Annotated in this window: 16 protein-coding genes; 5 read left to right on the top strand and 11 right to left on the bottom strand. The window is 58.1% G+C overall.

The window, feature by feature from the left end:
* Window positions 1–8: 8 nt before the first annotated feature.
* Together NA645_RS17390 and NA645_RS17385 are read left to right on the top strand one after the other, a co-directional pair.
* Window positions 9–3,689, top strand: coding sequence for a pilus assembly protein (locus NA645_RS17390; RefSeq protein ID WP_256049987.1), 3,681 nt, complete (start codon window positions 9–11; stop codon window positions 3,687–3,689).
* Window positions 3,689–4,141 carry a type IV pilin protein gene (locus tag NA645_RS17385; RefSeq protein ID WP_272892125.1) on the top strand — a complete coding sequence of 151 codons (453 nt, stop codon included), beginning with the start codon at window positions 3,689–3,691 and terminating at the stop codon, window positions 4,139–4,141. The genes NA645_RS17390 and NA645_RS17385 overlap by 1 nt, the downstream gene beginning before the upstream one ends.
* Before the next feature lie 68 nt (window positions 4,142–4,209).
* Here NA645_RS17385 and ispH read toward each other — a convergent pair whose 3' ends face one another.
* The 6 genes from ispH to murJ form a co-directional block, all read right to left on the bottom strand.
* The gene (gene ispH / locus NA645_RS17380) at window positions 4,210–5,154 is read right to left on the bottom strand and encodes a 4-hydroxy-3-methylbut-2-enyl diphosphate reductase (protein ID WP_256049986.1); all 945 of its coding nucleotides are present in this window, start codon (window positions 5,152–5,154) and stop codon (window positions 4,210–4,212) included.
* A gap of 153 nt (window positions 5,155–5,307) precedes the next feature.
* A complete protein-coding gene (locus tag NA645_RS17375; RefSeq protein ID WP_256049985.1) occupies window positions 5,308–5,745 on the bottom strand; it encodes an FKBP-type peptidyl-prolyl cis-trans isomerase in 438 nt (145 codons plus the stop codon).
* Complete coding sequence (lspA, locus tag NA645_RS17370; protein ID WP_256049984.1) at window positions 5,738–6,241, bottom strand: signal peptidase II; 504 nt, start codon at window positions 6,239–6,241, stop codon at window positions 5,738–5,740. The genes NA645_RS17375 and lspA overlap by 8 nt, the downstream gene beginning before the upstream one ends.
* A 201-nt stretch (window positions 6,242–6,442) precedes the next feature.
* The gene (ileS, locus tag NA645_RS17365; protein WP_256049983.1) at window positions 6,443–9,274 is read right to left on the bottom strand and encodes an isoleucine--tRNA ligase; all 2,832 of its coding nucleotides are present in this window, start codon (window positions 9,272–9,274) and stop codon (window positions 6,443–6,445) included.
* A 1-nt stretch (window position 9,275) separates the two neighbouring features.
* Window positions 9,276–10,226, bottom strand: a complete 951-nt coding sequence (gene ribF, locus NA645_RS17360) for a bifunctional riboflavin kinase/FAD synthetase (protein ID WP_256049982.1) — start codon at window positions 10,224–10,226, stop codon at window positions 9,276–9,278.
* 84 nt (window positions 10,227–10,310) lie between these two features.
* Window positions 10,311–11,858, bottom strand: coding sequence for a murein biosynthesis integral membrane protein MurJ (gene murJ / locus NA645_RS17355; RefSeq protein WP_256049981.1), 1,548 nt, complete (start codon window positions 11,856–11,858; stop codon window positions 10,311–10,313).
* A gap of 214 nt (window positions 11,859–12,072) precedes the next feature.
* Here murJ and rpsT point away from each other — a divergent pair, with 214 nt between their 5' ends.
* Window positions 12,073–12,351, top strand: a complete 279-nt coding sequence (gene rpsT / locus NA645_RS17350; RefSeq protein ID WP_014854146.1) for a 30S ribosomal protein S20 — start codon at window positions 12,073–12,075, stop codon at window positions 12,349–12,351.
* A gap of 334 nt (window positions 12,352–12,685) precedes the next feature.
* Here the strand turns inward: rpsT and NA645_RS17345 are convergent, their stop codons facing one another.
* The 5 genes from NA645_RS17345 to rplU all read right to left on the bottom strand — a co-directional run bounded on the left by NA645_RS17345 (window position 12,686) and on the right by rplU (window position 16,366).
* The gene (locus NA645_RS17345; protein ID WP_256049980.1) at window positions 12,686–13,147 is read right to left on the bottom strand and encodes a CreA family protein; all 462 of its coding nucleotides are present in this window, start codon (window positions 13,145–13,147) and stop codon (window positions 12,686–12,688) included.
* An 8-nt stretch (window positions 13,148–13,155) separates the two neighbouring features.
* Window positions 13,156–14,274 (bottom strand): glutamate 5-kinase, encoded by a 1,119-nt coding sequence (gene proB / locus NA645_RS17340; protein WP_256049979.1) that lies wholly within the window; start codon window positions 14,272–14,274, stop codon window positions 13,156–13,158.
* A 106-nt stretch (window positions 14,275–14,380) separates the two neighbouring features.
* Window positions 14,381–15,598 (bottom strand): Obg family GTPase CgtA, encoded by a 1,218-nt coding sequence (gene cgtA, locus NA645_RS17335; RefSeq protein WP_256049978.1) that lies wholly within the window; start codon window positions 15,596–15,598, stop codon window positions 14,381–14,383.
* Between the two features lie 163 nt (window positions 15,599–15,761).
* Complete coding sequence (rpmA, locus tag NA645_RS17330; protein WP_025240448.1) at window positions 15,762–16,019, bottom strand: 50S ribosomal protein L27; 258 nt, start codon at window positions 16,017–16,019, stop codon at window positions 15,762–15,764.
* A gap of 35 nt (window positions 16,020–16,054) precedes the next feature.
* A complete protein-coding gene (gene rplU / locus NA645_RS17325) occupies window positions 16,055–16,366 on the bottom strand; it encodes a 50S ribosomal protein L21 (RefSeq protein ID WP_019339712.1) in 312 nt (103 codons plus the stop codon).
* A gap of 247 nt (window positions 16,367–16,613) precedes the next feature.
* On the opposite strand from rplU, the gene NA645_RS17320 reads away from it, so the two are divergent.
* Both NA645_RS17320 and NA645_RS17315 read left to right on the top strand, forming a co-directional pair.
* Entirely contained in the window at window positions 16,614–17,582 is a 969-nt protein-coding gene (locus NA645_RS17320; RefSeq protein WP_256049977.1) for a polyprenyl synthetase family protein, read from the top strand.
* Window positions 17,583–17,739: 157 nt separating this feature from the next.
* A complete protein-coding gene (locus NA645_RS17315; protein WP_131651881.1) occupies window positions 17,740–17,967 on the top strand; it encodes a hypothetical protein in 228 nt (75 codons plus the stop codon).
* Window positions 17,968–17,977 lie beyond the last annotated feature (10 nt).

Below are 17,977 nucleotides of genomic sequence, written 5' to 3'. Positions count from 1 at the left end.
CCAACATAATGTCTCGCCATTTAACCCTTTCCACACTTAAAGCCAGCTCCGGCTTTATGCTATCGCTTTGTATTGTCACCGCTGCAACGCCGAGTTACGCCTCAATAGCACAAACTCCCCTGCTTCTGGGTGGCGGCAACGTACCTGGAAACTTGGCGCTTGTACCCTCGGTTGAATTCCCAACCGTAATTAGTATTGCAAACATCGACACCAATTACGCACATACGAAAAACTATGTTGGAAATTTTGACAGTGAAAAATGCTACGAATATATAAAAGAAGAAGTTGACCATATCGTTTTCGGCAAAATCAATGGCAACGATGGCGGCGGATACTTCACCCCAACCAGAAAGGCTAAGGACTGCACGGGTAGCAAGGAATGGAGCGGGAATTATTTAAACTGGGCCACCACCCAGACTATTGACCCCTTCCGCCTGGCGCTAACCGGCGGCTACAGAGTAGTCGACACCATCAGCAAAACGATCATTGAAAAGGCCACCCGAGCTAACCGAAGCAATTATTTTGACAACAGGTCCGTTACCGGAAACACATTGATAAAAAGCATCGCCCCTTATACCAAAGGAACATTAGCCAGCTCTGTAATAAGCTCAGATAGCCGCAAGAGCTCAGCAATTCAGAACTACCAAAAGAACAAAACTCTTCGCATTATCAATGACAACGAAACTACTTTTTATTCCGTACGAGTAGAAGTCTGCAAAAACGCTGATTTACTTGAGAGCAACTGCGTTCAATATGGAAATGCTTGGAAGCCTGAGGGGCTCATCCAGCGCTATGCCGATACGATCCGCTATAGCGCGTTCAGCTATCTAAACATTGATGGCAATAATCGCAACGGCGGCGTACTTCGCGCTCCGCAGAAGTACGTAGGTCCGACCATGACTGAGCCCGGCACGGCAGGAGCGACTCCCAACTCAGCCAAGGAATGGGATGAAGCAACGGGAGTTCTTATTAAAAACCCCCACAACGACACAACCGGAAACAGCGGTGTCATCAACTACATCAATAAGTTTGGCGAACTAACAAATCAGCACAAGTCTAACGACCCGGTCAGTGAGCTTTACTACACAGCCCTGCGCTACTTCAAGGCTCAAGGCGATATAGACTCTTACTCCAACACCTCAAACAATACTGAAAAGGATCACTTCCCAGTCATCACCGACTGGGAAGATCCAATGCAATATGCCTGTCAGAAAAACGTGATTTTGGGCATCGGCGACGTAAACACTCACGAAGACCGCAACGTCCCATACACTGGTGACACACTGGCCGTCAGCAGTTACACCCAAAAGGTATTCGACCTTGAAGGTATAAACAAAAGTGCAACCAGCGAGTTTACCGGCCGTGGGAACTCGGCCCATATTGCCGGCCTGGCCTACTACGCCAACACCACAGACATTCGAGGTGATCTAGCCGGAAAACAAACCATCTCTACTTACTGGGTTGATGTGCGCGAAGGGCGTACTTTGCTGGGGAAAGGCAGCAACCAATACTGGCTTGCAGCTAAGTATGGTGGTTTCAAAGTGCCCAGTGACTTTGGTATAGCCCTTAACCGCACCGACGCACTTAATGAAGAGTGGTGGCACACAACCACAGACGTGCTGGATACAAAAGACCCACGACCCGATAACTTCTTCGTCGCCAGTGACGCCAACAACATGGTCGAGGGTTTGAGGAAGGCCTTCGCACAGATATCCAATGAAGTACAGAGCACTACGGCATCTCTGGCCACTAACTCTACTCGGTTAGAAACTGATACCGCACTCTTTCAGTCGCGTCTGGATAGCCGCTTCTGGAGCGGCGATCTACTCGCTCGGCGAGTCACTGACAATGGTGTGGTTGGAGAGGATACTGCCTGGAGCGCCGCACAAAAGCTCGACAGTCTGAGCTCTATCGATTCCCGCAATATATTTACCATCACACCCGCCACTACTTCGGGCCGTTCTGGCGAAACAATTGCTACGCAAGGCGCGGATTTCACTTGGAACAGCCTTAATAGCGATCAGCAAGCACTGCTGCAGCTAGCTGCCGAAGCAGACTCCGCAAACGCACAGAAGCGTCTGGCTTACCTTCGTGGCGACCGTACCAACGAAATCACAACAGAAGACCGCACCAAGGATTTTCGCCAACGCGGTAGCCGCTTGGGCGATATCGTCAACTCTGACCCGCAGTATATTCACAATCAGGATTTCGGCTATTCGCGCCTGAGCTGGGGAACTAACGGTGCCGTAGGCAACGCCTATACAACCTTCCGTGCCAGCAGCGCTTATCAAAGCCGCACCCCCATGGTTATCGTCGGTGCCAATGACGGCATGCTGCACGGTTTCGATGCGCGCGTCGGAGAGACAGCTGAAACCAATGGTGGCAGAGAGCTCTTCGCCTATGTGCCCAACAGCGTATTCGGCAACCTGATCAACTTGACCGACCCGGCCTACTCGCACCGCTATTACGTAGATGGCACACCGCGTGTATCGGATGTGTATATCAATGGCTGGAAGACTATGGTGGTCGGCACCACTGGCGCAGGCGGCAAAAGCGTTTTTGCCCTCGACGTAACCAACCCCGGCAGCATGAACAACGACAACGTCATGTGGGAGTTTAGCCACCCCGAGATGGGCTACACCATGGGCCAACCAGCACTGGTCGCCCTGCCCAATGAGAAGTTTGGCGTCATCGTCAGCAGCGGCTACCACGACAATGCGCCGCAAGACGGCAAAGTCTGGATTCTGGATGCCGCAAACGGCAGCATCATTCGCGAGATCGAACTGCCGAGCACCGGCAACCTGGGCTCTCCGCTGGCCTCGGATACCAACTTCGACATGGTGGCAGACCGCGTCTACGTGGCCGATACGCTGGGCAATGTATGGCGCATTGACCTGGACGGCGGCAGTCCGTCCAACTGGGACATTCCCAACAGTCTGGGCGATAACCCTCTGTTCATAGCCAAGGATCGCAGCAACAATCTCCAAGCCATCACTGCTCCGCTATCGTCAGCCTTCAATGACAAGGGGGAACACATGGTCTTCTTCGGGACCGGTAGCTTTTATCGCAACGGTGATAATGAAATACCGCAATCTCCATCCGTCGATACCTTCTACGGCATCATCGATAGAGGCGTGGCTATCGATGGCCGTGACTCCCTGCTAAAACAAGCAGTTATCAAGGAGGAGACATTAGCAAGTGGAGTCAACGCACGGGCAATCACCGACAATGCCTTGTCCACTGAGTCTGGCTGGTACCTTGACCTTGGCTGGCTGGAAGGGACGGGGAATACCGGCGCCAAAGGCGAGCGCGTTGTTGCCAAAGCCACCCTGCGTACTGATCGAGTGATTTTTAGCACCATGACACCCTCTGCCGACCCATGCGCCTTCGGTGGCACAAGCTTCATCATGGCAATGAATCTTTCCAGCGGATCGCGTCTGAACTATGTCTATTTCGATACCAATGCCGATGGAACACCGGACGATGACGACACAACCACCATTGGTGATGATGAGAATATTCCATGGTCAGGAATTTCCGACACCGATGATGGCGTGGTCAAAGGTGTAACCCCACTACTCAAGTGGCTGTGCTTCGCCGGCTCCAGCGGCACTACCCCCCAATGCATTCCAGTTGCAGGGTCGCAGCGTTTTGGCCGCCACTCCTGGCGTGAAGTGAGGAGTAACTGATGGGAAAGCAAATGATGGCGCCTGCTCAGAAATCGAGTGCCGGCTTCACCCTTATTGAAGTCATGATTGTCGTGGCTATCATCGGCATCCTGGCGGCGATTGCCTACCCGTCCTATCAGGAGCATGTACGCAAAGCCAAGCGCGCCGATGCCCAGACTGCACTGATGGAGCTTTCGCAGTTTATGGAGCGCCACTACACCAGTAACGGTCGTTACCTTAAGTCAGATGGCAATGCGCCCGACCTCCCCTTCGATGTAGCGCCCAAAGACGGCGGCAACAAGTCTTATGACTTGGCATTCGCCGAGAACAGCCCTACAGCAAACAGCTACGTGCTTGAGGCTACACCTACAGGCTCAATGGCAAACGATAGCTGCGGCACGCTGACTCTGGCCAATACGGGCGCTAAAGGCCAAAAAGCGGGGGCAACGCTCGCCGAATGCTGGCGGCGCTAAGCCAGGACCAACGAAAAAGCCGATCCATGCGGGTCGGCTTTTTCATTTCCAAAACCTGCGAGACCGGCTCATACCTGCTTTACCCGCAACTCCTTCGGCATAGAAAACGTCACGTTCTCCGGCCGCCCTTCTAGCTCATCCATCCCTGTTGCGCCCCACTCACGTAACTGGTCGATCACTCCACGCACCAGCACTTCAGGTGCCGAGGCGCCGGCGGTGATGCCGATGCGGGCGTTTTCGGCGAACCATTCGCGCTTGAGGTCTTCGGCACCGTCGATCAGGTAGGCGGGGGTGTCCATGCGCTCGGCCAGTTCGCGCAGGCGGTTGGAGTTGGAGCTGTTGGGGCTGCCGACGACCAGGACCACATCGCACTCACCGGCCAGTTGCTTTACAGCGTCCTGGCGGTTCTGGGTGGCGTAGCAGATGTCGTCCTTGCGCGGGCCGCCGATGCTGGGAAAGCGTGTGCGCAGGGCGTCGATCACGCGGCTGGTGTCGTCCATGGACAGCGTGGTCTGGGTCACGAACGCCAGCGACTCGGGGTTGCGCACCTGTAGCTGGGCGACGTCTTCCTCGTCCTCAACCAGGTAGATCGAGCCGCCGTTCGCGGTGTCGTACTGTCCCATGGTGCCTTCCACTTCCGGATGGCCCTCGTGACCGATGAGGATGCATTCTCGCCCTTCGCGACTGTATTTGGTCACTTCCAGATGAACCTTGGTCACCAGCGGACAGGTCGCGTCGAAAACCTTCAGACCACGTCTGTCCGCCTCCATTTTCACCGCCTGGGAAACACCGTGGGCACTGAAGATGACGATGAAGCCATCCGGCACCTGATCGAGCTCATCGACGAAAATCGCGCCGCGCTCGCGCAGATCTTCCACCACGAACTTGTTGTGCACCACTTCATGGCGCACATAAATCGGCGGCCCAAATACTTCCAGTGCACGGTTGACGATCTCGATGGCACGGTCAACACCGGCACAGAAACCACGCGGATTGGCGAGTTTGATTTTCATATGAATTCTCGGCACGCGAAGCAGGTGAGTATTAGGTGTAACGCATGGCAGCGGTATGAAGCGAAGCGGATATCAGCAAAACCTGTGGTGTTGACGGGCTAACGTCGGTTCGCCAGCAAACTGCCTCTACAGCAGCCTACTTCGGAAATCCACTCAGACCGCCTTGACCTCGAATATCTCCACCTCGAACGTCAACGCCTTGCCAGCCAGTGGATGGTTGAAATCCACGGTCACCTGACGCTCATCGAAGGCTTTGACGATACCTGGCAACTCTGTTTTGGCGGCATCGTTGAAAATTACTAGCAGGCCTTCGGACAGCTCCATACCTTCGAACTGGCTGCGCGGCATGGTCTGGACATTCTGTTGATTGTGCTGACCGAAGCCTTGCTCTGGTGCGATCTGGAAGGTGCGTTTATCACCGGCTTTGAGCCCGAACAACTGCTGTTCGAACCCCGGCAACAAATTTCCATCACCGACCTTGAAGGTCGCCGGCTGCTTGTCAAAAGTTGTATCGACCTGCTCGCCGTTTTCCAGACTCAGCGCGAAATGCAGGGTGACCTGCATATCCTGCGCGATGCGTTGTTCAGTCATTTACCGCTTCTCCCGTTTTACTACTACGGAACATGTCCAGCGCCAGCATCACTGCGCCGATGGTGATGGCGCTGTCGGCAATATTGAATGCCGGGAAATACCAGCGGTTCTGCCAATGCACCAGGATGAAGTCGACGACATGGCCCAGTACGACGCGGTCATAGAGATTACCGAGCGCGCCGCCCAACACCAGGGCCAGGGCAACCGCTAGCCAGGTTTCGCCGGGCTTCAAACGCTTCATCCAGACCACCAGCACGACGCTGACGCCAATGGCAATCGCCGCGAACAACCATCGCTGCCAGCCGGAATGATCGGCCAGAAAGCTGAATGCCGCACCAGTGTTATAGGCCAGCGTCCAGGCGAAGTAGTCGGGGATCACATCGACCTTCTGGTACAGACTGAAGTTGGCTTCGAAATAATGCTTGGTCGCCTGATCGAGGGCGATGACCAACACACTAAGCCATAGCCATGACAGCTTGCCGAAACGCGACGTCATGCTTCTACCCTCGAAAGAGCATGGCGGGTTGCGCCCGCCGTCGGGTCAAATCGTAGGGTGGGCCGGGCGGCGCTCCGCTTCAGCCCACCGAGATTGCGTCCGTTCTGCCAACGGTGGGCTGAAGCCCACCCTACGAAGCCGACGCTCGCGAAAGACCGCAAAAGTCCACGGTGGGAACCCACCCTACGATCACGTGCGCTGTCACGCATAGTGACGCACCTCGCCAGCGCCTTCGATATTTTCAACACAGCGGCCGCAGATCTCTGGATGCGCCGCGTGACCACCGACGTCGGGCAGGTGGTGCCAGCAGCGGCCGCACTTGGCATAGTCAGTTTTGCTGACCTGCAGCTTGAGACCTGACAGCTCGCTCTGGACGGCTTCGGCAGGTGCGTTGGCTAGAGGCGCTATCTTCACCGCCGAGGTGATCAGCACGAAGCGCAACTCGTTGCCCAGCTTGGCCAGATCCGCCACCAGGGCGTCTTCGGCGTAGAGCACTACTTCGGCCTGTAGGTTGCCGCCGATGGTCTTGGCCGCGCGCTGGGTTTCCAGTTCCTTGTTCACCGCAGCCTTGACTGCCATGACCTTGTCCCAGAACTCACGACCCAGTTCGACATTGTCTGGCAGCTCGGCCAGCCCCTCGTACCAGGTATTGAGCATGACCGATTCGTTACGCTCGCCCGGCAGGTACTGCCAGATCTCATCGGCGGTGAACGATAGGATCGGCGCGATCCAGCGCACCAGTGCCTCGGCGATGTGGTACAGCGCGGTCTGGCAGGAGCGCCGCGGCAGGCTGTCAACACCAGTGGTGTACTGACGGTCCTTGATGATGTCGAGGTAGAAACCGCCTAGCTCCTGTACGCAGAAGTTGTGCACTTTCTGGTAGACGTTCCAGAACTTGTAGGTGCCGTAGGCTTCTTCGATTTCCCGCTGCAACAACAAAGCGCGATCGATGGCCCAGCGGTCGAGCGCGATTAGCTGATCAGCCGGAACCTGATGCTGCGCCGGGTCGAAACCGTCGAGGTTGGAGAGCAGGAAGCGTGCAGTGTTGCGAATGCGGCGATAGGAGTCCGCGCTGCGCTGCAGAATGACCTTAGAAACCGCCATCTCACCGGAATAATCGGTGGACGCCACCCAGAGACGCAGGATATCGGCGCCCAGGCTGTCGGTGACTTCCTGCGGCGCAACCACATTGCCCAGCGACTTCGACATCTTGCGGCCGTTCTCGTCGACCACGAAACCATGGGTCAGCAGCCCTTTATATGGCGCATGACCGTCGATTGCCGAACCGGTCAGCAGCGACGAGTGGAACCAGCCACGGTGCTGATCGGAGCCTTCCAGATACAGGTCCGCACGGGGGCCATTTTCGTGCCCCATCGGATGCGAGCCACGCATCACGTGCCAATGCGTAGTGCCGGAATCGAACCAAACGTCCAGGGTGTCGCTGATCTTTTCGTAATGCGCCGCCTCCTCGCCAAGCAGTTCGGAAGCGTCCAGCTTCGACCAAGCTTCGATTCCGCCCTGCTCCACGCGTTGCGCTACAGCTTCCATTAACTCGACGGTACGCGGATGCAATTCGCCGCTTTCCTTATGCAGGAAGAACGGGATCGGCACGCCCCAGGTACGTTGACGGGAAATGCACCAATCCGGACGCCCAGCGATCATGCCGTGCAGTCGCGCTTGGCCCCAGGCGGGGACGAATTCGGTCTGCTCGATGGCATCCAGCGCCCGGCGACGCAAGGAACTGCCGTCGTGAGCAACCTTGTCCATACCGACGAACCATTGCGCGGTGGCGCGGTAAATCAGCGGTGTCTTGTGGCGCCAGCAATGCATGTAGCTGTGCTGGATGGATTCATGTTTGAGCAGCGCGCCGACTTCGCGCAATTTCTCGACGATGGCCGGGTTGGCCTTCCAGATGAACTGGCCGCCGAAGAACGGCAGGTCGGAGACGTAGACGCCATGGCTCTGCACCGGGCTGAGGATGTCGTCGTTCTCCATGCCGTAATGCTTGCAGGAGCGGAAGTCGTCTTCGCCATACGCGGGCGCGGAATGAACGATGCCGGTACCGGCGCCGGTTTCCACATAGTCAGCCAGATAGACCGGTGCGAAGCGCTCGTAGAACGGATGGCGGAAGCGGATGAGTTCCAGTGCCTTGCCTTCGCAACGGGCGACAATCTCACCGCTCAGGCCATAACGCTGCAGGCTGGATTCAACCAGTTCCTCGGCCAGCACCAGCAGACGCTCACCGGTATCGACCAGGGCATAGACGAAGTCGGGATGGACGTTGAGTGCCTGGTTGGCCGGAATGGTCCAGGGCGTGGTGGTCCAGATGACGATACTGGCCGGTTTGGCCAACGCCGCCACGCCGAAAGCTGCTGCCAGCTTGTCCGCGTCCTCGACCTGAAAAGCCACATCGATAGCATCGGACTTCTTATCTTGGTACTCAACTTCTGCCTCGGCCAATGCCGAGCCGCAGTCGAAACACCAGTTCACCGGCTTCAGGCCCTTGAAGACGAAACCACCTGAGACCATCTTCGCCAGCGCGCGGATTTCACCTGCCTCATTGGCGAAATCCATGGTGCGGTACGGGTTGTCCCATTCACCGAGTACGCCGAGGCGAATGAAGTCGGCCTTCTGTCCCTCGATCTGCTCGGCAGCATAAGCACGGCAGCGCTCGCGGGTCAGGTCCGCAGGTTGGTTCTTGCCGTAGGTGATTTCGACCTTGTGTTCGATTGGCAGGCCATGGCAATCCCAGCCCGGTACATAAGGCGCGTCGAATCCCGCCAGGGTCTTGGAGCGGACAATGAAATCCTTGATGACCTTGTTCACTGCATGGCCGATGTGAATGCTGCCGTTGGCGTACGGCGGGCCGTCATGCAGGACGAACTTCGGGCGGCCCTCTCCGATCTGCCGCAGCTTCCCGTAAAGGTCAATACTGTCCCAGCGCTGCAGGGTCTCCGGCTCGCGCTGTGGCAGTCCGGCCTTCATCGGAAATGCCGTGGACGGCAGATTGAGGGTCGCTTTGTAATCGGTCATTTCAGTCCTGACTCGTGGTAAAGGGTGAAGCTCGCCAGTATTCGCGAGCCGCGGCGATATCGGCTTCGATCGCCGTCTTGAGCGCCTCCAGCGAGGCAAAGCGCTGCTCGTCACGCAGCTTGCGGTGAAAGGTCACGCGCAGCAGGCGACCATAGAGATCGCCCTGGTAATTGAGCAAATGCACTTCGAGATGGGGCTTACCGTCACTTTCGACCGATGGACGCATGCCAATGTTAGCCACCGCCGGCTGCTGCATGCCGTCGACTTCTGTGCTCACCACAAACACGCCGCTAAGCGGCGTGCTCTTGCGCTTGAGCTGAATATTGGCAGTCGGCGCGCCAAGCTGACGTCCCAGCGCCTGACCATGCATGACCCGTCCGGCTATGCTGAACGGTCGACCGAGTAGCTTCTGCGCCGACGCCAGATCGCCATCGGCAAGCACTTGGCGCAGCCGCGTGCTACTGACGCGCTCACCGTCCACCTCGATGGTGGTAGCAGCCTCGACGCTGAAGCCCTCGACAGCGCCCGCTTTCAAGAGAAAATTGAAATCGCCGGCACGATCACAGCCGAAGCGAAAATCATCACCGACTTCGAGATGCTGAACGCCAAGCCCTTCGACCAGCGTCGCGTGGACGAACTCAGCGGCGCTCATCTCGCGCAAACGACGATTGAAGGCCAGGCACAGCACTAGATCGACGCCCTGCTCATCCAGCAACCGCAGCTTTTCGCGCAGCCGCGTCAGCCGTGCGGGCGCCTTGTCCGGGGCGAAGTATTCACGCGGCTGGGGTTCGAAAATCACCACACAGCTGGGCAAGCCAAACTCGGCGGCACGCTCGCGCAGGCGGGCCAGAATGGCCTGATGCCCCCGGTGAACGCCGTCGAAATTGCCGATAGTGGCGACGCAACCCCGATGCCGGGGGCGCAGGTTATGAAGACCTCGAACCAGCTGCATACCGCACTTCTTGCTTGAAAAGTCGTCGATTATACGCATGAGGCGCCAGTCGCGGACAGGTTTGCCGTGAGCATGGCCGGCCAGTCAGTGACGAAGATGACGCGGTCGCAAACCGAGCACTAGCAGCCCTGCAACGAACGCCCCGATCCCAGCCACCACCAGCAGCCCCAGCTGCAACGCGCGCTGCTGCCACGCCCAGGCGAACCATTCGACCGACGGCGCGTTGAGCCACCAGATCGTCGCCACCATGGCGGCACAACCGCCCGCCAGTCGCAGGAGAAATACGCTCCAGCCCGGCGCAACTCGAAACACGCCGATCTTGTACAAGCCCCAAAACAGCAGTCCGGCGTTGAGCATTGATGACAGCGAAGTCGCCAGCGCCAACCCGACATGCTTGAGCGGCCAGATCAGGATCAGGTTCATCACCATATTGGCGACCATGCAGATGATCGCGACCCGCACCGGCGTCTTCAAATCCTGGCGAGCGAAGAAGCCGGGCGCGAGCACCTTGATCAGCATGAATGCCAGCACCCCAAGCGAATAAGCCTCGAGCGCACGGGCCGACTGCACCACAGCCTCCTCGCTCATCGCGCCATAGAAGAACAGGCTGGCTATCAATGGTTCGGCCAGAATACCCAGCGCGAGCGCCGCCGGGATTCCCACCAACAACACCATTCGCAGGGCCCAGTTGAGCGTGTCGGAAAAGGCCTTGGGATCCGCGCCGGCGTGCTGACGCGACAGGCTCGGAAGAATGACCGTACCGATGGCAATACCGAATGCGCCGAGCGGCAGTTCCGAAAGCCGGTCCGCGTAATAAAGCCATGACACGCTGCCGGTTTGCAGGAACGAGGCAAGCACCGTGTCGAGCAGTAAATTGATCTGACTGACCGACACGCCGAACAGCGCCGGAACCATCAGTAGCATGATCCGTCGCACGCCCTCGTCACCGAACTTCACCCGAGGCCGCGGCAACAGTCCCAACTTAGCGACATAAGGAAGCTGGAAAGCCAGTTGAGCAAATCCAGCAATGAATACGCCCCAGGCCAGCGCCATGATGGGTTGATCGAAATAAGGCGTAAGAAACACTGCCGAAGCGATCATGCAGACGTTGAGCAGCACCGGCGTAAAACCCGGCACAGCGAAGCGTCCATAGCTGTTGAGCACGCCGGACGTGAAGGCCGTCAGAGAAATCAACAGCAAGTAGGGAAAGGTGATGCGCAGCAACTCGCCGGCCAACTGCATTTTTGCCGGCTCATCATGAAATCCGGGCGCGAAGAGCATCACTACATAAGGCGAGGCCAACACCCCGATGGCGGTGATGCCAGTCAGGATCAAGCCAAGCATGCCGGCCGTACGATCAACCAGCAGCTTGACTTCTAATAGCGTCCGCTTGGTTCGATATTCCGATAGCACCGGCACGAACGCTTGGGCGAAAGCGCCTTCGGCAAACAGGCGCCGCAGAAAGTTGGGAATCTTGAAGGCGATGAAAAATGCATCCGCCGCAGCACCGGACCCGAAGTAGCTGGCCACGACCATATCGCGTACCATGCCCAGCACCCTGGACAGCAGCGTCATCACGCTGACTACCGCGCTAGAACGCAGTAATCCGCTTTTGCCGGATGTATCGGACATTTGTTTTCCCAGAGGTTGCGGCAGAGGTTCCGGCCGGCATGGCCGCCGGAATCGATGGGCAATTACGACAGATAAAGAGGCCGCGAGTTTAGCGGTAGCCCTTCTGTCCGGCCAGCGTCATCAATCTTCAGTCATGCTTGACAAGCCCGCGCCGCATCGGCATGATTCGCGGCCTTATTTGCTTTGTAATCCCACGTTTTCGAGGAGTTCGACGGTGGCCAACAGCCCTTCCGCCAAAAAACGCGCAATTCAGGCTGAGAAGCGTCGCAGCCACAACGCCAGCCTGCGCTCCATGGTCCGCACCTACATCAAGAATGTGGTCAAGGCCATTGATGCAAAAGATCTGGAAAAAGCTCGTACTGCTTACACCGCAGCCGTGCCTGTAATCGACCGCATGGCCGACAAGGGCATCATCCACAAGAACAAAGCCGCTCGTCACAAGAGCCGCCTGAACGGCCACATCAAGGCCCTCGGCGAAGCTGCTGCAGCCTAAACTGCAGGTTCTTGAAAAAAACCGGCCTAGCGCCGGTTTTTTTGTGCCTGTTTTTTTGTGCCTGTTTTTTGAGCAAGCCACACAGCGAAGGCTCGTATAGCGCCTTGCACTGCAGGCAGCGCCTCTGGCCTTCATTTGCCATGGGCCGCACTTGCAAGGCCACGCGGTATGGCTTTTGTTTTCTGCGGGAGGGTCGGCCCGGCGCGAAGCTTTTGGGCTTTGATGCAGGCTGTCGCCTGCATTCGTCGCGCGGCGCGCCGCCTACAAAAGACGCGGCGCGATCTTTAGATTGTTGTGAAGGGCCGCCCTCGGCGCGAAGCTTGAGTCTACGCAGCTATGGATTGCGCACCCAAGGGAGTATCGGAATGGCCGTTACGGCATTCTGCGGGCTGCCTTCGATCACCCGGTCGCTGTAAACCAGATAGACCAACGTGTTACGCGCCTCATCAAAGAAGCGCACCACCTGCATGGTCTTGAACACCAGCGAAGTCCGCTCCCTGAACACAACCTCGCCATCTTCAAGCTCATCACTCATGCGAATCGGCCCAACCTGGCGACAGGCAATCGACGCCTCGGCGCGATCTTCGGCAAGGCCGAGCCCACCCTTGATGCCACCGGTCTTCGCTCTCGACAGATAGCAGGTAACGCCCTCGACCTTAGGGTCATCGAACGCCTCCACCACGATCTTGTGATTCGGTCCGAGCCACTTGAATACCGTGTCGACTTCACCCACTTCGCGCGCCATGCCTACTGCAGGACAAGCCAGCAGCACCATCAAAGCCTTTGCCAATCGCATCGAGCGCCTCATACCAGAATCATGTTGTCGCGATGAATAAGCTCGGGCTCGTCGACATAACCCAATAGCTTCTCGATCTCGTCGGAAGAATGCCCCAGGATCCGCTGAGCCTCAGCAGCGTTGTAGTTGACCAGACCGCGAGCAACCTCCTGCCCTTCCGGCCCCACGCAGACCACCATCTCACCCCGCCGAAACCCGCCTTGCGCCGCCTTGACGCCGACAGGCAGCAAGCTGCGATTCCCCTGCTTGAGCGCCTGCACCGCGCCAGCATCCAGCGTTAACGACCCTCGCGTCTGCAAATGCCCCGCAAGCCATTGCTTGCGTGCGGCATGACGACCGCACTCCGGCGCCAGCAGGGTACCCAACTGTTCTCCGGCCTTCAGCCTCGTCAACACGCTCTCGATGCGCCCTCCGACAATCACTGTATGCGCCCCGGAACGCGCCGCCAAGCGCGCCGCGCGCAGCTTGGTCTGCATACCCCCACGACCCAGCGCGCCGCCCGTCGCGCCCGCCACCGCGTCCAGTGAGGGATCGTCGGCGCGCGCCTCACTGATAAGGTTGGCGTCAGGATTAGTACGCGGGTCGGCATCGAACATACCGTCGCGATCGGTGAGGATAACTAGCAAGTCGGCCTCGACCAGATTAGCCACCAACGCGCCAAGGGTATCGTTGTCGCCAAAACGGATCTCGTCGGTGACGACCGTATCGTTCTCATTGATGACCGGCACCACACCTAGATCTATCAGCGTACGCAGCGTGCTTCGCGCGTTGAGATAGCGCTTGCGGTCAGACAGATCGTCATGGGTCACCAACACCTGGGCAGTTTGCTGCTCGCAACGACCGAAACTGGCCTCCCAAGCGCGAATCAGCCCCATCTGCCCCACCGCAGCCGCAGCCTGCAGCTCGTGAACAGCCTTGGGTCGAGCCGCCCAACCAAGGCGACTCATGCCGGCAGCGACCGCGCCAGAAGAAACCAGCACCAGTTCGACCCCGGCCTGCCGCAGCGCCACCATCTGATCGACCCAGACAGCCATAGCCGCCTGATCGAGACCGCGACCATCAGCGGTCAGCAAGGCGCTGCCGATCTTAACTACCCAGCGCCGCGCGCCGCTCACCTTGTCCCGCATCGATCCCGCCTTCTATCCAATATCCGGCCAAAACCATGCCGGCGGGCAACGGACGAGCCAGCCCACCGAGCACCCGCACAAAGATCCGCAAACCATTCAACAAGTCTTAACGCACGTAGAAGATTTCCGCGCCGTCCTCGTCATCGTCGTCATCATCGAAGTCGTCGTCATCCACCTCATCTGCCGGCTTGACGCCAGCGCGGCGCAACGCCCGCTGATCGTCGAGCGCCTGCAGACGGGCACGCGCCTCGTCTTCGATCTGCTGATCCAGCTCGGCAAGCGCCTCGGCATAGGCCGGCTCTTCGCTAATACGCAGCGCTCGCTCATCCAGATAACGCATGATCGCCTGGCTCAATTCCTCGGTGCCTTCCCGCTCCAACGCGGAAATCACAAAAACCGGCCCAGTCCACTCGAGACGATCCACCACCTGACGCATGCGCTCCTCGCGCTCCTCGTCGAGTAGCTGATCAGCTTTGTTCAGCACCAGCCAGCGATCACGCTGAGCCAGCGCGGGGCTGAATTTCTCAAGCTCGTTGAGAATGACTTCGGCCGCATCGGCAGGATCACTTTCATCGAGCGGCGCCATGTCGACCAAGTGCAGCAGCAAACGAGTGCGCGCTAGGTGCTTGAGGAAGCGAATCCCCAGCCCCGCACCTTCCGATGCACCTTCGATAAGGCCCGGAATGTCGGCAATCACGAAGCTTTTGTAGCGCCCCACGCTGACTACACCAAGGTTCGGTACCAGCGTGGTGAATGGGTAGTCCGCGACCTTCGGCTTGGCAGCCGACACGGAGCGGATGAACGTGCTCTTGCCGGCATTGGGCAGACCCAGCAGACCGACATCAGCAAGTACTTTCAACTCAAGCTTCAAATCGCGCGCGTCGCCCGGCTTGCCCGGCGTGGTCTGCCGAGGCGCCCGGTTGGTGCTGGATTTGAAGCGCGTGTTACCCAGACCATGCCAGCCACCCTGCGCGACCAGCAGGCGCTGACCAGCCTTGGTCAGGTCGCCAATGACTTCCTGCGTTGCCGCATCAATCACGGTCGTGCCGACCGGCACCGGCAGAATCAAATCCTCACCCTTGGCACCAGTACATTCGGTGCTGCCACCTTTCTGGCCATTCGGCGCATTGAAGCGACGGGTGTAGCGGTAGTCGACCAGCGTGTTGAGGTTTTCGTCGGCCATCAGATAAATAGAGCCGCCGTCACCACCATCGCCGCCGTTGGGGCCGCCTTTCTCGATGAACTTCTCGCGACGGAAGCTCATCATGCCATTACCACCGTCACCGGCCTTTACAAAAATCGATACTTCATCGACGAATTTCATGGGAACGCCTCCCGCCGCAAGGACGGGCTAGAAAACAGGAATATAAGGGTCTTGCAGAACCCAGCGAAAACTAGAGCAAAGCAGTGTTTTGCAAGAGCCCTATAGAGGATACAGAAACAAAAAAGCCCCGTCGCATGACAGGGCTTTTCCAGCAACGCCGCAGTTAGGCTGCGACGACGCTCACGTAGCGACGGCCAAAAGCGCCCTTCACTTCGAACTTGATCACGCCTTCGACTTTCGCGAACAGGGTGTGATCCTTGCCCATGCCAACGCCGTAACCGGCGTGGAACTGGGTGCCGCGCTGACGCACGATGATGTTACCGGCCTTGATGACCTGGCCGCCGTACATCTTCACGCCAAGTCGTTTGGCTTCTGAGTCGCGACCGTTGCGGGTAGAACCGCCAGCTTTTTTGTGTGCCATGAGTTCAATACTCCTATAAGGGGATTCAGGCCCGATTAGCCCTGAATACCGGTGATTTTGACCTCAGTGAACCACTGACGGTGGCCCTGACGCTTCATGTGGTGCTTACGACGGCGGAATTTGATGATGGTGACCTTGTCGTGACGGCCCTGAGCAATCACTTCAGCAGTGACCTTGGCACCATCGACCACCGGAGCGCCGATTTTGACATCATCGCCGTTACCAACCAGCAGAACGCGGTCAAAAGTGACTGCTTCGCCAGTGGCAACTTCGAGTTTTTCAATTTTGAGGTATTCGCCTTCGGCGACCTTATATTGCTTGCCGCCAGTAACGATAACTGCGTACATCTTGTATCTCCGTTGATCCTGCTCACCCAGCGCTTAAGTGAAATAGTTGGTGGCTGGCATGGCTGCTCAAGGTCCGGAGGGACGCTCTTGCAATTGCGTAAGGCAGGGAAATGCCCAGGGGGAATGTTCAGGGTCCGCGATTGTACGCATCCGCCAGACCCGGCGCAATAGCCGCCTGGCCTCGCCTTGACAGTACCAGACCCGCCCCATAGCATGCCGCGCAACCTCCGAGGAGTACTCGTCCCCGATGCACCCCCAGTCCTTTTACCAAGTAGTGGCTGACGATTTTGCCGCAGTCGACGGCATCATCCGTAACCAGCTGACGTCTCGCGTACCGCTGGTTGAAAAGATCGGGGACTACATCACTTCCGCCGGCGGTAAGCGCCTGCGTCCGCTGCTGGTCCTGCTCAGCGGCAACGCGCTCGGCCTCAAGGGTGATCAGCTGCGCCTACTGGCCGCCATCATCGAATTCCTGCACACCTCGACCCTGCTGCATGACGACGTGGTCGACATGTCCGGCATGCGCCGCGGCCGCTCCACCGCCAATGCACTATGGGGCAACGCCCCAAGCGTACTGGTCGGCGACTTCCTTTATGCACGTTCGTTCGAAATGATGGTCGACTTGGGCTCGATGCCAGTCATGCGCATCATTTCCCAGGCCACGCGCGTGATTGCCGAAGGCGAGGTGCTGCAGCTGTCCAAAGTCCGCGACGCCAGCACCACCGAAGAAATCTATATGGAGGTCATTCGCGGCAAGACGGCCATGCTGTTCGAAGCCTCCACCCACAGCGCCGCCACTCTGGCCGAGGCCAATGAGGAACAACGCGAAGCGCTGCGCACCTTTGGCGACTATCTTGGCATTGCCTTCCAGCTAGTCGATGACCTGCTCGATTACCAGGGAGATGCCGAAACCCTGGGCAAGAACGTCGGTGACGACCTGGCTGAAGGCAAGCCGACCCTGCCGCTGATCTACACCATGCGCGAAGGCACCGATGAGCAGGCCGCACTGGTGCGCAAGGCCATCCAGAAAGGCGGTATCGAAGACCTCGAAAGCATCCGCAGCGCCGTACAGGCCTGCGGCGCGCTGGAATACACCGCACGCCTGGCACGCGACTATGCCGATCGAGCAATCGACTGTCTTGAACTGCTTCCGGCCAACGCGTATCGCGATGCACTGGTAGAACTCAGCCGCTTCGCCGTCGCTCGCACGCACTGATCCAGCAAACAGGGTGCAATTGGCACCCTTCAGTTCTTATCCGCCCGCCTCGCCCTTCTTCAACAGTCCAATCCGCCATTGATCCCGGAGAGCATATTGCGCTTGCATCTTTGCAAATAGCAATTATTCTCATTAAGGAAATCAACTGGAGCCGAACATGACTTATCTGATTGATGCATGGCTGGACCGCCCACAACCCTACCTGCGCATACTCGATCGCGATACCGGTGCGGTGTGCATTTCGTTGGAGGGAGACGCCCTGAACGAGCTTCGTGACCAGGGCGACCTGGATCTGCAGGAGCTGAGCACCAGTGAACCCTGCGTGCTCAAGGAACAGGTACGCAACCTGTTCCTGTTCTCCTACGCCCGGGCGTTGCGCCCGTAGCGAACTGGTT

This window comes from Stutzerimonas stutzeri (genome assembly GCF_024448955.1).
GTDB lineage: Bacteria > Pseudomonadota > Gammaproteobacteria > Pseudomonadales > Pseudomonadaceae > Stutzerimonas > Stutzerimonas stutzeri_AQ.
Note: the sequence above shows the minus strand (reverse complement) of the source record. Positions and strands in the feature narration are given on the sequence as shown.